The organism is Aerolutibacter ruishenii, assembly GCF_007830115.1.
GTDB classification, from domain to species: Bacteria; Pseudomonadota; Gammaproteobacteria; order Xanthomonadales; family Xanthomonadaceae; genus Aerolutibacter; species Aerolutibacter ruishenii.
Genome location: NZ_VLKP01000003.1, coordinates 1 through 15,477, shown reverse-complemented (window position 1 = coordinate 15,477; position 15,477 = coordinate 1). Strand labels below are relative to the sequence as shown.

General features: G+C 63.4%; 13 protein-coding genes. 8 read left to right on the top strand and 5 right to left on the bottom strand.

What is annotated here, in order from left to right; translation table 11 throughout:
• Positions 1 to 14 precede the first annotated feature (14 nt).
• Positions 15 to 791 carry a helix-turn-helix domain-containing protein gene (locus tag IP93_RS04085; protein ID WP_158636270.1) on the bottom strand — a complete coding sequence of 259 codons (777 nt, stop codon included), beginning with the start codon at positions 789 to 791 and terminating at the stop codon, positions 15 to 17.
• A 213-nt stretch (positions 792 to 1,004) separates the two neighbouring features.
• Complete coding sequence (locus IP93_RS04080) at positions 1,005 to 1,667, bottom strand: phosphoribosyltransferase (RefSeq protein WP_199747091.1); 663 nt, start codon at positions 1,665 to 1,667, stop codon at positions 1,005 to 1,007.
• Between the two features lie 89 nt (positions 1,668 to 1,756).
• Between IP93_RS04080 and IP93_RS04075 the strand changes: the two genes are divergently transcribed.
• On the top strand, positions 1,757 to 4,231 hold the full coding sequence (locus IP93_RS04075) for a cation-translocating P-type ATPase (RefSeq protein ID WP_144812384.1): 2,475 nt from the start codon (positions 1,757 to 1,759) through the stop codon (positions 4,229 to 4,231).
• Here the strand turns inward: IP93_RS04075 and IP93_RS04070 are convergent.
• On the bottom strand, positions 4,187 to 5,386 hold the full coding sequence (locus IP93_RS04070; protein ID WP_144812382.1) for a GGDEF domain-containing protein: 1,200 nt from the start codon (positions 5,384 to 5,386) through the stop codon (positions 4,187 to 4,189). The two genes, IP93_RS04075 and IP93_RS04070, sit on opposite strands and share 45 nt — an antisense overlap.
• A gap of 84 nt (positions 5,387 to 5,470) precedes the next feature.
• Positions 5,471 to 6,121 (bottom strand): trimeric intracellular cation channel family protein, encoded by a 651-nt coding sequence (locus IP93_RS04065; RefSeq protein ID WP_199747089.1) that lies wholly within the window; start codon positions 6,119 to 6,121, stop codon positions 5,471 to 5,473.
• A gap of 301 nt (positions 6,122 to 6,422) precedes the next feature.
• On the opposite strand from IP93_RS04065, the gene IP93_RS04060 reads away from it, so the two are divergent.
• From IP93_RS04060 to IP93_RS04035, 6 genes are all read left to right on the top strand, one after another.
• Positions 6,423 to 7,559 (top strand): glycosyltransferase family 2 protein, encoded by a 1,137-nt coding sequence (locus IP93_RS04060; RefSeq protein WP_158636269.1) that lies wholly within the window; start codon positions 6,423 to 6,425, stop codon positions 7,557 to 7,559.
• A gap of 234 nt (positions 7,560 to 7,793) precedes the next feature.
• The gene (locus IP93_RS04055; protein ID WP_144812375.1) at positions 7,794 to 8,420 is read left to right on the top strand and encodes an XrtA/PEP-CTERM system exopolysaccharide export protein; all 627 of its coding nucleotides are present in this window, start codon (positions 7,794 to 7,796) and stop codon (positions 8,418 to 8,420) included.
• Complete coding sequence (locus IP93_RS04050; RefSeq protein ID WP_144812373.1) at positions 8,417 to 10,018, top strand: hypothetical protein; 1,602 nt, start codon at positions 8,417 to 8,419, stop codon at positions 10,016 to 10,018. Before IP93_RS04055 ends, IP93_RS04050 begins: the two co-directional genes overlap by 4 nt.
• Entirely contained in the window at positions 10,015 to 10,764 is a 750-nt protein-coding gene (locus IP93_RS04045; protein ID WP_144812370.1) for a CpsD/CapB family tyrosine-protein kinase, read from the top strand. Before IP93_RS04050 ends, IP93_RS04045 begins: the two co-directional genes overlap by 4 nt.
• A gap of 29 nt (positions 10,765 to 10,793) precedes the next feature.
• Positions 10,794 to 12,101 (top strand): porin family protein, encoded by a 1,308-nt coding sequence (locus IP93_RS04040; RefSeq protein ID WP_144812367.1) that lies wholly within the window; start codon positions 10,794 to 10,796, stop codon positions 12,099 to 12,101.
• A 58-nt stretch (positions 12,102 to 12,159) separates the two neighbouring features.
• Positions 12,160 to 13,401 (top strand): glycosyltransferase family 4 protein, encoded by a 1,242-nt coding sequence (locus IP93_RS04035; protein ID WP_144812365.1) that lies wholly within the window; start codon positions 12,160 to 12,162, stop codon positions 13,399 to 13,401.
• Here the strand turns inward: IP93_RS04035 and IP93_RS04030 are convergent.
• Entirely contained in the window at positions 13,393 to 14,496 is a 1,104-nt protein-coding gene (locus tag IP93_RS04030; RefSeq protein WP_199747087.1) for a glycosyltransferase, read from the bottom strand. The genes IP93_RS04035 and IP93_RS04030 overlap by 9 nt on opposite strands.
• A 481-nt stretch (positions 14,497 to 14,977) precedes the next feature.
• Here IP93_RS04030 and IP93_RS04025 point away from each other — a divergent pair.
• Positions 14,978 to 15,477 (top strand): hypothetical protein (locus IP93_RS04025; protein ID WP_199747085.1); only part of this gene is annotated, 500 nt, incomplete at its 3' end.

Sequence of the window (15,477 nt, the reverse complement as noted above, 5' to 3'; positions counted from 1 at the left end):
CGCGGAGGGAGGGGCTATCCCTGCGTGCGTGAGCCGCAGCGGCGGCCCGCGGAGGGCGGCGTCTGCTCCCCGTGTGCGCAGGCATCCAATGCATCGGCATTCAACACTTCGATGCTGCGGCCATGCACGTGGATGATGCCGTCGTCCTGCAAGCGGCCGAATGCCCGACTGACGGTTTCCAGGGCAAGGCCCAGGTAGGCCGCGATGTCCTCGCGACTCATGGGCAGGCGGAACACGTCGCTGCGCTGGCCCAGGATCTCCAGCCGTTCGCGCAGGCCCATCAGGAACATCGCCAGCCGCTCATGCGCCTGCCGGCGCAGCAGCATCGCCATGTGGTCCTGGTCACGGCTCACGCTCTGGCCGATGACGCGCATCAACTGGAACTGCAGGCCGGGGATGTGGCTGGCGATCTCGGTGAGGCGGTCGAATGGGATCTCGCATACGCTGGAGTCCACCAGCGCGATGGCCTCGCAGCGGTGGTGGCCATCACCCAGCGCATCCAGGCCGATGAGCTCCCCGGGCATGTGGAATCCCACGACCGTCTCGTCACCCTCGCGCGAAATGCTGATGGTTTTGAACGCGCCCTCGCGGGCCACGAACACGCAATTGAGTGCGTCCCCGTGGTGGAACAGGCGCTCATTGCGATTCAGCGGGCGGCGACGGCGCATGATGCTGTCGAGTTCCGCCAGTTCCTCACCGGTAATGCCCGCCGGAAGGCACAATTCCTGCAGCGAACAATGCGCACAACTGCGGCGCAGGCGCGCCAGATCGACGACGTCGGATTGACTCATGGATGGCGGCCGCCCTATGCGGCCTGTCTCCGTCATGGAATTCTTGACTGGTTACCGGGTCATTTTGCCGTTATTGCCCGGCATTTGCCCAACGCAGTCTCATTGGTGAGGCAAGTGGTTGATTTTCCATGTTCAAGCACTTGGACGGCATCGTCAATTAGGCGATAGTGCGACGCCGGTCGCAATGAAGCCATCCGGTCGTTGCAGCTGCATTCATGCTTCACTCAAGGACTGCCCGGGATCCCCGCGCAACGCGGCCACGACTTCGCCATCGGATACGGATTCGAACCGGTCGTAGAACGCGCCGACGGCATGGAAGGGGTGAGGCCGGGCAAGGCAGACCACCTCGTCGGCAAGCGGCGTGATGGCCGCCAGGCTGTCGCGCGCGGCCACGGGGATGGCGCAGACCAGGTGCGCGGGCCCGCCGCGCCGTGCCGCCTGCAAGGCGGCCGCCATGGTGGCGCCCGTGGCCAGGCCGTCATCCACGACGATGACCGTGCGGCCCGCCAGCGGCATGGGCGGCACCCCGCCGCAGTAGCTCTGGCGACGCGCGCGGATCACTGCCTGCTGGCGCGCGACCTCCCGATCAAGGTAAGCCTGGTCCACGTCCGCCATCAGGATGCCCTCATGGGCCGGGGTCACCTGTCCGGCCTCGTCGACCGCGCCGATCGCCAGTTCCGGGTTGTACGGGGCGCCCAGTTTCCGGACCAGCACCACGTCCAGGTCGCCCCCCAGGGCATCGGCGATGATCCGCCCCATCGGCACGGCACCGCGCGGGATGGCCAGGACCAGCGGGCGCGAGGGGGCATGCGCGGCCAGCGCCTGGGCCAGCCGATGGCCAGCATCCTCACGGTCGCGGAACGGCAGCATCGCCATGGCACCATCTTGCTCCTGCACGGTCGCTGTGTCTTGATGTCCGTCAAGCGCTGGAGCGGCGGATTCCGCATATTGACCATAGCCGGGCCATGAGCATTCCCATGCAGGGACTTACCGCCGCCGAAGCGGCCATGCGATTGCACCGGGACGGGCCCAACGTCCTGCCCGAGTCCGGGCGCAGGCGGCATTGGAAGATCCTGTTCGATGTGCTGCGCGAGCCGATGCTGCTGCTGTTGGCCGCCGCGGCCGGCATCTACCTGCTACTCGGCGACCCGCAGGAGGCCATGTTGTTGCTGGCCTCGGTGGTGCTGGTGGTCGGCCTGACGGTGTACCAGGAGTACAAGTCCGAAAACGCCCTGCAGGCCCTTCGCGACCTCAGCAGTCCCCGTGCGCACGTGCTGCGCGACGGCCAGGCGTGCGTGGTCCCCGCGCGCGAACTGGTGGTGGGCGATGTCATCCTGGTGGCCGAGGGCGACCGCATCCCCGCCGACGCGCAGGTACTGGAAGGCACTGACCTGCACCTGGACGAGTCGCTGCTGACCGGCGAATCGGTGGCCGTAGCCCGCGAAGCCGGGGACGAGAACCTGCTGCACGCCAGCACACTGGTGGTACGTGGGCGCGCCACCGCCGAGGTGGTGGCGACCGGCGCACGGACCGCCGTGGGCCGGATCGGCACCACACTGGCCACCATCCAGACCGAGCGGACGCCGCTGCAGCACGAAATCCGCCGTACCGTGGCGGTGTTCGCACTGCTGAGCCTGGCCACCTGCGTGCTGATGGTGGTGCTGTACGGTCTGCTGCGCGGTGACTGGCTGGAGGCGGTGCTGTCGGGCATCACGCTGGCGATGGCCAACATCCCGGAAGAATTCCCCGTGGTGCTGACGGTGTTCCTCGCCATGGGTGCGTGGCGCATGGCCAAGCACAACGCACTGGTGCGCCGTGCACCTGCCATCGAGGCCCTCGGGGCGATCACGGTGCTGTGCACGGACAAGACCGGCACGCTGACCGAAAACCGCATGGCGGTGGCCGAACTGGACGATGCCGCTTCCGGGCAACTGCTGGCGACGGCGGCCCTCGCGTGCCCGCCGATGTCCCATGACCCGATGGACCGCGCGGTGGTCGATGCCGCACAACGGGCCGGGGCCAGCGTCGAGCCAACGGGGTGGCACCGGGTCCGCGAATATCCGCTGTCGAGCCACCTGCCCGCGTATGTGCAGGTGTGGCAAGCCGATGCCGATCGCCTCGTGGTAACCGCAAAGGGTGCCCCGGAATCCATCGCCAGGCTGTGCGGACTGGATGAGGCGCGGCGGGCGGAACTGCACGCGACCATGGACGCCTTGGCCCGGCGCGGTCTGCGGGTGCTGGCTGCCGCGCGCGGGGAGTTGCCCGCCGCCGCGGCATCCACTTTGCCGGAGGACCCCTCCGGTTTCAGCCTGCAATGGCACGGTCTGATTGCCTTCGCCGACCCGCTGCGCGCCGACGTGCCCAAGGCCGTGGCCGAAGCACAGGCCGCCGGCGTGCGCGTGGTGATGATGACAGGCGACCACGCGGGCACGGCCCGGGCCATCGCGGCGCAGGCGGGGATCTCCGCCGAGGATGGGGTGGCGCATGGCGATGACGTCGATGCGTGGGACGACGGTGAATTGAACGATCGGCTGTTGGCCACAGGGGTGTTCGCGCGCGTGCGTCCGGAGCACAAACTGCGACTGGTGGAAGCACTCAAGCGGCGCGGCGACGTGGTGGCGATGACGGGCGATGGCGTCAACGATGCTCCGGCACTGGTGGCAGCGCACGTCGGCGTCGCCATGGGCGGGCGCGGCACGGACGTGGCGCGCGAGGCGGCGTCGATCGTGCTGCTGGATGACAATTTCGTCACCGTGGTGCGCGCCATCCGACTTGGACGAAGCATCTACGACAACATCGCGCGGGCGGTGCGCTACATCCTGGCGGTGCACGTGCCGATCACCGGCCTGGCACTGCTGCCGCTGCTGGCAGGGACTCCGCCGGTGCTGCTGCCCCTGCACGTGGTCTTCCTCGAACTGATCATCGACCCGGCATGCTCGATCGTGCTGGAGCGTGAACCACCCGCCGAGGACATCATGCGACGCCCGCCACGGCCGCCGGGGCAGCGGTTGTTCAACCGCGCTGCAATCTTCAGTGCATTGGGCAGGGGGGTGGTGATGTTTGCCATGGTGGCGGCGACCTTCCTGTTCGCCACGCGTTCTGGCGTCACTCATGCGCAGGCATCGGCGCTGGCGTTCACCGCGGTGGTGGTGGGCAACCTGGCCCTGATCCTGCTGCACCGTTCCGGAGGCACGCTCTGGCGCGCCCTGTGCACCCCCAACCTCCCGTTCTGGGCGGTGGTCATCGCGACCACCGGTGTGCTGGCACTGGCCGTCCTGCACCCGACCGTGGCGGGCCTGTTCCGGTTTGCACCACCACCGGCCGACCTGCTGGCGATGGCCGTGGCGCTGCCGGTGGCGGCGGTGGTGGCCATGGACATGGCCCGGCACTTCGCTTCAGGCCGTATCGCCCGCGGTGCCGTGGCCTGCGGCGGGCGCTGATCCATCCACTTCGATGCGGTTGCGACCACGGCGCTTGGCCACGTACAACGCACCGTCGGCGCGCTTGAGTTGCATGTGCATGGCCTCCCCCGGCAAGCGGTGGGCGACACCCACGCTGAGCGTAACCCCGGCGGCGTCAACGGTCTGGGCGAACTCGTCGCAGACGCGCCTGCAGAATCCCATGACCTCCTCCTCCGTCATGTCGACCAGCAGCACGGCGAATTCCTCTCCACCCACCCGCGCGGGGCGGATCCGGTCATCCTGGCGCGCATGCAACACCCGCCCCAGGGCCTGCAGCACTTCATCGCCACGCTCATGGCCCCAGGTGTCGTTGACCTGCTTGAAATGGTCCACGTCGAAGTACACCAGCGAGGTCGGTCGGTCCGTCGCCGCGGCATCCTGGTAGAGAGGGACCGAGACGCGGTTCCAGCCGGCCCGGTTGAGCACTCCGGTCAGAGCATCCACGTTGGCCTGGTCCCAAAGCTGCTGCCTCACCCGGTAGGCGTCGATGGCGAACCCCGTGCGGTATCCGCGCAATACCAGGCCAAGCGCGACGATCGCGACGAGGTACAAAGCATGCAGCCATAACCCGCCGGGTGGAGTCCCGTGCAGGGCGACGCGCAGGATCGACACCAGCACTACCACCGCGACCAGCAGCCACGTGGCCATTGGCCGCACCAGCAACGCCAGCAGGGTGATGGGTAACAGGTTGAACAGACCGATACGCGCGAGCACATAGGTATCCACGCCCGGCATCGGTACGGACAGGAACATGCCGACCATGCCCATGGCCACCAGCGTAAGCGTCAAACGTAGGTACCAGGACTGCAGTCGCCACAGCGCCACCGCAATGGCCACCACGCACAGGCCCGCCAACACCGTCAGGGCAGCGCCGTAGCCAATGCCAGGCGTCGCGCCCATGGCTTCCATCGCGCCGACCACCATCAGGAACAGCCCGCCGATGCCGATCACCACGGAGAAGGCCGGGCGCGTGGCCTCGACCTGCGCGGTGACCACGGTGTCCCGGGCAGGGCCATCGAGCGTGTCCAGCCCACCCTTCAGCCAGAATCGCCGCGGTGCCTGCAACGACGTCCAGAAGGTCCTGCGCCCCGTATCAACCCACCAGGGCTCGTGTCGGCTTTCACGTCCGGACATCAGTGCCGGCCACCGTGGCTTGCCGGCATTGGCCGGCTCCTGCGAGGGTAACACCCATGCCGTGGAACACCGTGACCGGGTTGGCTATCGCGGCGGCTGGCCATCTCCATCGTCACCGGGCGGGGATGCGGGGCCGGCTATCGGCAGGCTCCAACTGCGCCGGATCGCCATGAAACGCAGGGTAAAGACCAGCGTGGCCCCCGCCAGCATCACCGGTGCCGACGGCCACTTCAACCAGTTGCCCACCACGACCACCAGCGCCCCCGCGATGGCGGCCACCGCATAGAGTTCCGACTGCAGCACCACTGGCGTGCGGGCGACCAGAACGTCGCGCGCCATGCCGCCACCGATGCCGGTCAACATGCCCAACAACACCGCCGACACCGGATTGAGGTCGAATGCCAGTGCCTTCTGCGTGCCCAGGACCGCGAACAGCGCCAGTCCCGCCGCGTCGAACATCCGTACCGGATTGCGCAGGTGTTCGACCAGTCCGATCCGATAGAAGGTGATGGCCCCCGCGAGGCAACAGACTGCAAGGTATCGCCAGTCGGCCAGTGCGGCCGGCGGATGATCGCCGATCAGTACGTCGCGCGCCATGCCACCCGATGTCGCAGCGACGAACGACAACACCATCACCCCGAACAGGTCAAGGCGATGGCGCACGCCCACGGTCGCTCCACTGAGCGCGAAGACGAAGGTGCCAAGCAGGTCCAGGGTGAGGATGAAGAGGTCCATGGGCCTCTGTATCACATCGGCAACCTGGGGTGAACCGTCACCTCCTGTGATGGCGCCGTCAATCTGGAAACCTGTTCGCAAAGACCGTCCAGCCATCCGCCCGGTCAAGGTCGAAATGGGACCCCAGTCCATGGCCGGTCCCCTCTGACTGCCGCGTTTGCCCGGTTGAGAGCCACGGCACGCACCTCCCGCGGGTTTCGCGCCCTAAACCTGGCATCCAGCAATACGAATGCCAACCGCGCGCCATGGTCGTGTCGCCGCGCCCGGATCCTGTCCGACGCCAAACCGGGAAACCCATTCGATGCTGGAACTTGTCCTCTTCTGCGCCATCGGAATGCTTGCCTACATCTACGTCGGCTACCCACTCCTCGCCATAGCACTGGGGTATGTATTCCGCCGCGAGGTCATCCGCGGGGACGCGCTTCCAACCGTAACGCTGATCATTTCAGCCTACAACGAAGAAAAACACATCAGGGCAAAAGTCCTCAATACGTTGGCGTTGGCATACCCCAGCGACAAGGTGCAAATCATCGTCGCATCGGACGCGTCCGACGACAGAACGGACAGCATCGTGCAGGACCTGGCCCATCCCAGGGTCCAACTCCTGCGAGTCGAGGGCCGCCTCGGAAAGACTGCCTGCCAGAATGCAGCTGCAACAGTGGCAACGGGCGAGATACTGGTATTTGCCGACGCCACGACCATGCTTGAGGAAAATGCGCTGGCCGAGCTGGTCAGAAGTTTCGCGGATAACGCCGTGGGATGCGTTGCAGGCAATCTTGTCTATACGCCGGACCCAGCCAATGCGACGAACAGCGGAAGAGTTTCATACTGGACCTATGAAGTTGCGCTCAGGATGGCCGAAAGCGCCCTGGGATCCCTGATCGGCGTCAGCGGGCAGCTGTATGCGGTGCGAGCCAGTGCATACCGTCCAATAGCACCCGATACGATCAGCGACTTCGTGATCGCCCTCGACATCCGTGACCAGAACCTCCGCACGGTGCTTGAGCCAAAGGCGATCTGTTATGAAGAAACACTGGTCCGGGGCGACGATGAGCTATCAATGCGCATTCGGGTCACGCTCAGGAGCCTGCTGGCAATCGCGCGATGGCGCCACCTCCTGAACCCACTGAGGTTCGGGATTTTCGCTTGGCAACTCCTTTCACACAAGGTTCTCAGGTACCTGTCACCTGCATTCTGGCTTGTCGCACTGATGGCCAACATCGCCTTGGCTGTGGACGGTCGATACGTGCCGCTCCTGGTCCTGCAGTTGGTTGGCGTACTGACAGGCGCGCTGGGATTCCTGCCCATCAGCACGCCAGGAGGCATTCGCCTTCTCGCTCAACCCTACTATTTCCTGCTGACAAACCTTTCCTCTGCCATTGGGCTGATCCGCTTCATGAAGGGACAGAAGGTAATAACCTGGACCCCGGTCCGATGAGCCAATCACGGCCTGACCGAAACCCTTTGATTACCGGCCATTTCTGCAGATCAGGGCAGGTGATGCCTTCGGAGCACCTTTCCCGCACGCTCTGGCACGGCCGTCCACCATTGACTCATTGACGATCCAACGTTGTTCTTGACGGCCCCCATCACGCACCTGGCGGCTGCCAACCAAGCTGTCCGGTCGTTTACTTGCGTCCCGTTTGACTGTTGTGCACACCGGGGAAAGACCATGACCCAGACAACTCGCACATCTATTGCTGGACTCCTCCTGACGCTGGCGCTGGTGGGCTGCGCGACCAAGGGCCCGACCGCGACCGGGGCGCCACCGGAGAACGCTACCGACGCAATCTCCTCCTACAAAATCGGCGTCGATGACGTCGTTCAGGTTTCGGTGTGGCGAAACCCAGAGCTCGGCGTCACCGTCCCGGTGCGACCAGACGGAATGATCTCCGTGCCGCTGATCGGCGATGTGTCAGCAGGCGGCCGCGCCCCTACGGAAGTGGCCAAGGACATCGAGGACAAACTGGGCAGCTTGATCATCGAGCCCCAGGTCGCAGTGATCCTTACCGAGCTTCGCAGCCATGAATACCTCTCGCGGGTGAGCGTCACTGGCGCAGTTCGCCAGCCAGTCTCGGTGCCATACCGCCAAGGCATGACGGTCCTCGACGTGGTGCTGGCCGCAGGTGGCGTGAATGAATTCGCCAGCTCCGACCGGGCCGACCTGCACCGCAAGTCGACCAATGGCTCTCAAAGTTACAGCGTCAGGCTCAACCGCATTCTTAAACACGGCGATCTTTCCACGAATTACAAGGTCGCACCTGGCGACGTGATTACCGTTCCGGAGCGCGTGCTGTGACTACGGCACTCTTGCCATGGGGCGGCGCGAACAGGCCGGATTCATTGCTCAATCAGGTTCCGATCGCCATCAAGGAGTTCAAACGCCACATCGTGCCGCTAGCGGCAATCTTTGCCACTATTGCACTCAGCATTCTGTTCTGGGGCATGATCCGCCCTGCGACGTATGAATCCTCAGCAACAGTGCTGGTGGAGGACAACAACATCATTGCCCCACTGATGCAGGGGCGCACGGTACCAACTGACGCCGCAGACCGCGCCACAATCGCACGGGAGGTGGCGTTCAGCCGTCGCGTCATGGACGAGATTCTGCGATCGGGTGGCTGGATGGAATCCAACCCAAGTCCCGTGGAACAGGAAAGGTTGATCGGCAGTATCTCGGAGAGGACATCAATCGAAGTGATGGATCGTGGCAGAACCCGGGCGCGGGCGGACGATCCAAGGATTAACCTGATCCGCATCACCTACAGCGACACTGACGCGAAGCGCGCCCATCTGGTGACGAAGCGCTATTCGGAGCTCCTCATGGCTGAAAGCATGGCCGCCAAAGCCAAGGAGAGCAGCGGGGCGTTCGAATTCATCGGCGCCGAGGCCGCCAAGTACCGCGCACTACTGTCAAATGCGGAGGGCAACCTGCAGCGCTATCGCAGCGTCAACCCCGATGCCCGCGATGGCGTGGAGTCGGACGTAACCGCCAGAATCGGAGAACTGCACAGAGAGGTTGCCAATGCCCGGCTCAACCTTGTAGATCTCGCGTCCCAGGAACGACAACTGCAGGCCCAACTTTCCGGCGAGAACGAGATCAGCACCGTGAGTCGCTCCAGCCAACTCCGGGCCAGGCTAGCGGAATTGCAGACCGAACTTGACCGTCTGTCTCTGAATTACACGTCGCGCCACCCTGATGTAATCCGCGTACAGAACCAGATGCGCGATGTGCAGCGGCAAATACTGGGAGGTGGCGGCCTCGCCAATGGCGTTGCAAGCGCGGGCAGCATGCTAGGCCCACCCTCACTGAACCCGCTGTACTCCGAGCTCAGGAGCCGCCTTGCCAATATCCGTCAGCAGAAGGTCGCCGCCGCCGCCCGAGAGTCCACCGCCTCTGCGCTTCTGGGCCAGGAACTGTCGCGCAGTCGAAAGATCGTGGAAGCGGAAGGCACGCTGTCCGCGCTCACCCGAGACCATGCGGTCAACAGCGAGCTGTACCAGGACCTCCTCCGGCGACGGGAGAATGCCCGCGTTTCCATGAACCTGGACGCGAACGGTCAAGCCAGCAACTTCCAGATCCAGGAGCCGGCATCCATGCCGTTGCTCCCTTCGGGGATGCGGTTGATGCACGTTTCGATCATCGGGCTTGGGCTCGCAACCCTGGTGCCCCTGCTTCTCCTTGCCTTCATCGTCAGGCGTGATCCACGAGTTCGTTCATCGATGGGGATCGAGCGCGACGCGGGCCTGCCTGTCCTTGGCGCAATTCCCACCCAACTGAGTCGAAAAAAACGGGTTGAGGCGTCGCGGCGCGCAGCGTTTGGCACTGCATTGTTCGTCGCTGTTCCGGTCATCTACGGACTGGTAATGATAGCTAAAATGGTGACATATCCATGAGCACGAGCCAGGCTCCAAAACTCGTTCAGGACACGGCTTCGGAGCGCGATCCTACAAGCCGCCCCAACGCGTTATCGGCACGAACGCCCACGCTTACGCCAGCGCAGCTTGACGAGCGGCAGATCGTACATTTCTCTGTCAACTCACGCCCTATAGTCGACGCGTTTCGCGAGATCAGGACGAGGTTGCTGGCAGCATCCAACGATAACTTCGTCACCCTGGTTGCGCCTGTAAGTCGTGGCTGCGGCGGCAGCTTCGTAGCGCGCAACCTCGCTGTTTCGGTGACGTTCGACAACTCCAAGAGCGCACTTCTCGTCGATTGCAATCTGCACAATCCCTCCCAACATGCTTTGATGCGTATTGCGCCTTCCAATGGCGGACTCGTCAACTACCTTGAGAACCACAGGGAGGACATCGGCAGCGTCCTCTATGACACGGGCATCCCGGGGCTTCAACTCATCCCAGCGGGAACATCGCGTCATGGCGACAATGAAGCGGAATACTTCTCGTCGGCCAGGATGCGCCTGCTAATCGACTCCCTGCGAAATCACGATCTCGCGAGATACCTGTTCCTGGATAGTCCCCCGGTCCTCGGTGCGCCGGATGCACGGATATTGGCGGACCTCGCCGACGTGGTCGTGCTGGTTGCAGGCTACGGCCATGACACGCCGGAAGCGATCGCAAGCGCCGCATCCCATTTCGACCAGAGAAAGTTCGCGGGTGTCGTATTCAACGAAGGCGTCTAGTCCTGTCGGCGCAGGAGGGGGGTATCCACATGGAAAGACACTCTTCGCGAACTTATGTCGCAGCGCTGAGCACGGCACTTTTGGTTGCGATTCCCAACAACGTCAAAACGGCGCAAATCAACTATCAACTGGAAGCATCACTGCTTGGTAGCGACAACATAAACCTCGACAGTGACAGCGAGACCAGTGAAACGGTGGTCATCCCTCGGCTTCGCTTCGACGCGATCCAGGAAGGCGCAAGAGTCCGGATGCAGGCCCGTGGTGAGATGGAATACCGCCACTATACCCAGAACAATTTCCAAGATGAGTCCCGGGGCGAATTTGCCGGCCAACTGAATTGGACGGTGCTTCCCGAACGGGTGAGCCTTGTCGTCGAAGACTACCTCAGCTATCAGCCGATCGATATCCGGGAGGGTTCGTCACCGGGGAATCTGCAGCAGACGAACATCCTGGTTTCTGGCCCAAGCTTTATCGCCGCAATCACAGAAAGAACCAAGGCGCTAGTTGAGCTTCGGGTAGCAAAAACCAATGCAGAGGTTACCGAAGAGTTCGACGGCGGCCGCTACAGCGCGGCTGCCAGGCTCCAACATGGGTTCTCGGAAACACAATCCGGATCGATCAACCTGGTCTCCACCAAGGTAGAGTTCGACCACGATCTCGGCGGCGCGGACTATAGGCGCGACGACGGATTCGTGCAATATCGTCGAAACGGCGCGAACGCAACCCTTACCGCGGACGCGGGGCACTCGCGTTTGCGCGCGAGCGGTCGAGATACCGATTCATCTGCACTGTTTCGCATCGACATCGACTGGAGAGCGACGGCCAAGAGTACGCTGAGTGGACGCCTGCGGTATCAACTGGCGGACTCCGTCCAGGATCTGATCACCCGACATGGCGACCTCGACGAGCCAATGATTCCCCAACTCGCGCAGTCGGCGATCCTCGTGAATTCCGATGTATACCAACAGCGACGTGTCGAGTTCGACTATCGCTTTCGCGGGGAGCGAGTAATTGCGAGACTGCGACCGGCCTATCAGAAGGCGCGATACATATCCGATGCGCTGGATGACCAGAACATCCGCGACGGCTACATCGAGTTCGGCTATCGCGTCCGACCGCTGATTGTCGTCTCTGCCCGCGCCTCCGCACGAGATCGGAATTACATCGTGCAGCAGCGCAGGGATCGTGACCGCGTCTACGGCCTTGGGTTCGAGCAGAGACTCAACCGACATTGGTCCTGGGAGGCCGAGATACTGCGGAACACCCGGGATTCGACCGCAATTGGGCGCGACTACGAGGAAAACTCAATCGGGCTGGCCGTCATCTGGCGCCGTTGAGCCCGACCGGACACGAAGCGGTGACCAGTACTTGCGCGTGCCCAAGGGAGCCAAATTGATGCCACGCAAGCAAACTGATCCGCGCGCCCCCTTCATCCCGCCAAGGCTCCCGGACGCCGGACGCGGCCGGATCCATGTCCTGATGGTGCTGGAAAGTCGCTATCCGGTTCCCCTCGGAGGGGCCGAAGCACAGGTCCGAACCTTGGCCAAGGCGCTGCGAGCCAGGGGTCACCGGGTCACGATACTGACCCCCCTGATCAAGGACTGGCCCGTCCGGCGCGAGACAATCTTCCGCGTCGATCGTGTGCCGGTCTGCCGTATTCGCTTTCCGCGCATCCGCTGGTTGGGCGGCGCGATACTCTGCGCTAGATTGGCCATGTTCCTTTGGGCGCGTCGAAAGCGCTACGACGCGTGGCACGTCCACATTGTCCACCGCTTTGGCGCAGTGTGCGGCTTGCTCGGCAGACTGGTCGGCAAACCGGTCATCCTGAAGGTTTCCGGAGCGTGGGAACTCGAACAAGGAGCGCTCGCTACTGCGGCACCTTGGACATATCGGATCCTCCACCGCTGTTTGTTGTGGGCGAGCGCCTGGCAGGCCATCAGCAACCGGATAGCCTCGACCATCGCCGCCCGTGGCATTCCACCGGCTCGGATTGCCTCCATCCCGAACGCGGTGGATACCGCCCGCTACAGGACGATCACCCGAGCTTCGTCACCCTTCCCCCGCTTTGTGTTCGTGGGGCGGATGGTGCCGGAGAAGGACTTGGGGATCCTGTTGCAGGCCTTCGCCGACGCCTTGCCGTCGTGCCCCAGCGCCCAACTGAAGCTAGTAGGAACCGGCCCGTTACTGGCCTCGCTCCAGTCGCTTGCAACCGATCTCCGGGTGGCATCCAACGTCGAGTTCTGCGGTCAACGTGAGGACATCGAGGAGGTTCTGTCCGATGCCGATATCGGCGTGCTCACGTCCCGGATCGAAGGTCTATCGAATGCCCTACTGGAATGCATGGCGGCAGGCCTGCCAATGATCGCCAGCCGGGTCAGCGGCAGCGAGGATCTGGTCCGCACAGGATGCAATGGTTGGATGTTCGAGCCAGGCGACCGTCGTGGCCTCGCAGCGGCCATGGTGGAAGCAGCGACAGTCTCACACGCTCAACGGGCTGAAATGGGGCTACGGGCAAGAGAAAGCGTGGAGCTCCATGCCGGACTAGACAACGTGATCGAAAAACTACTTGCACTCTATCGACAGCCCGAAGTGCCCGCACGCGCCCAATATCGCCGCCACAAGCGTTTGTTACGATGATGCCCTGCGTCCGAGCAGCAACCGCTCATAATCGTCCACGCATCTGGATACGGAGAAATCAGCGGCGCGACTCCTCAGCGCCTCGCGATCAGGATCGTCGCGCAGCGCCGATACCATCGCTTGCGCCAGTCCGGCAACGTCACCAACCGGCACAAGCCGCCCCAGAGCGCCATCCTGCAGCAACTCGCGGGGGCCGGAGGGACAGTCCGTGCTGACGATTCGTGCACCTGCCGCCATTGCTTCGATGACGACCGTTGGAAGTCCCTCGGTGGCAGACGATAGAACGAACAGGTCAGCCCGCCGGAAGTATGGACGGGTATCGGCAACGAATCCTGGCATGTCAACGGCGTCCGCCACGCCCAACTCCCCGACCAGCGCTTCCAGCATGTGGCGATCCTCGCCTTCGCCGAGCATCAACAACCTCGCGCACGGATGGCCCGTATTCCGCATGTGAGAAAAGGCCCGCAGCAGAGTTGGCAGGTCCTTCTCCTTTACCAAGCGTCCGACAGCAAGGATCCGTCGATGGTTCCCGCTCCACCAAGAATCTGGAGGAAACCCATCGCCCTCCGGCGCGAGCACTGATCCGTCGACAACGGGGTTGTACAACACCGAAATGGACGACCTAAGAACGCCGGAAAAGCGCGCGAGATCATCCGCGGCGCCCTCCGAAACCGCGATGCGTGCATCGGCGTGCGGAAACACGAGCCGCATTGAGGCGCTGACCATCCGGCGTCGCCATGGCTTTGTGGCCAGATCGGCAGACCAGGTCTTGTGCTCGACAACCAACAAACGGCTATCAATGCGGGCGACCGCCTTTGCCAGCACCGCCAGCACAGTCATTGGCCACATGCATGCAAGCAACGCGGATGGATTGCTCATCCGGAGGTAGCGGATCAATGGCCACAGTGACCATCGATAGCGCGAGACACCCAAGTCAACGACGTTGACGACGGGATCGATGATCGCAAGCAGGGGGCCCGTGGGGCGAAACAAGACCAGATCGACGTGGTAGCCCCGAGCCGCAAGCTCGTTGGCAAGATTCACGGTCACGCGCTCTGCCCCACCGCCGCTTAGATCGCGCAGCAGAATTGCCACGCGCTCGACGCGTGCGCTGCCCACGCCATCGGCAACGGAGTCGATGAGGATCCGCCCGGAGTCCAGGCCATTCCGTGCAGCCCCACGTGGTGATTGAAGCAATTCAACACCGCCTGCTGTTTGTCGCGTTGGTGGCGCCATGCCATTTTGACGCCAAGTCATTACTCGATAACGCAACGCGTTTAGCTGCGAGGCCATCGCGAGACGGCCACCATTGCGCCTCCGCACAGGCTGCGCCGCATCGGGTCATGCCATGTCCCGGCGCATAACGTGACCGGAATCACGAATCGACCGAAGGCTCGAGCGAGGCCTGTTGCGCCGGATCGCCGGAAACTGTGACGTCCCGCTCTTGCCGGCATTAATAACTCGATAAGGGGTCATTAGCGATCCCGTATGTGTGACGTGGTCCCCAACGTGAATACCCGACGCGCCAATACAGTCCGCCCTGGCTCCAAGGAGGGTGTCGCCCCCCCCTAGGACCATGTTGGTGCTGAGTTTGATGAACCTTACAAAGACTTTCTCCGCTTCACTGCTCTCTCTCGCGCTTGCGCCGCTTGCGCTGACCCATTCTCAAGAAGCCAAAGCCGTTGACGTCAATCGCGACTGCGCAGCCATGTATGGCAGCTCGTTCACTCCGGTCACCGGTTACATTGGCGCCGCGCCCCCACCGACGACCTCCCGTCCGGCCAAGGGCGTCGTAACCCGCGATCCCAACTTCAAGACCTGCGTCATTCGCGCGACCAACCACGCGACTGAAACGTCGACTTCCTTCGCCAAGAGCCACTACGCGCGCCGTCAGGCCTTCAACGCCGACAACACCCGCATCCTCGTCTATACCCACGGTGGCGCTTGGCACCTATACGATGCCAATACGCTCGCTCGGATCAGAACCCTCTCTGGCCCCACCGACTTTTCCGAGCCGCAGTGGGATCCCAAGGATCCGCGGATCCTTTACTACATCCCCAATGGCGGGGCACCTCG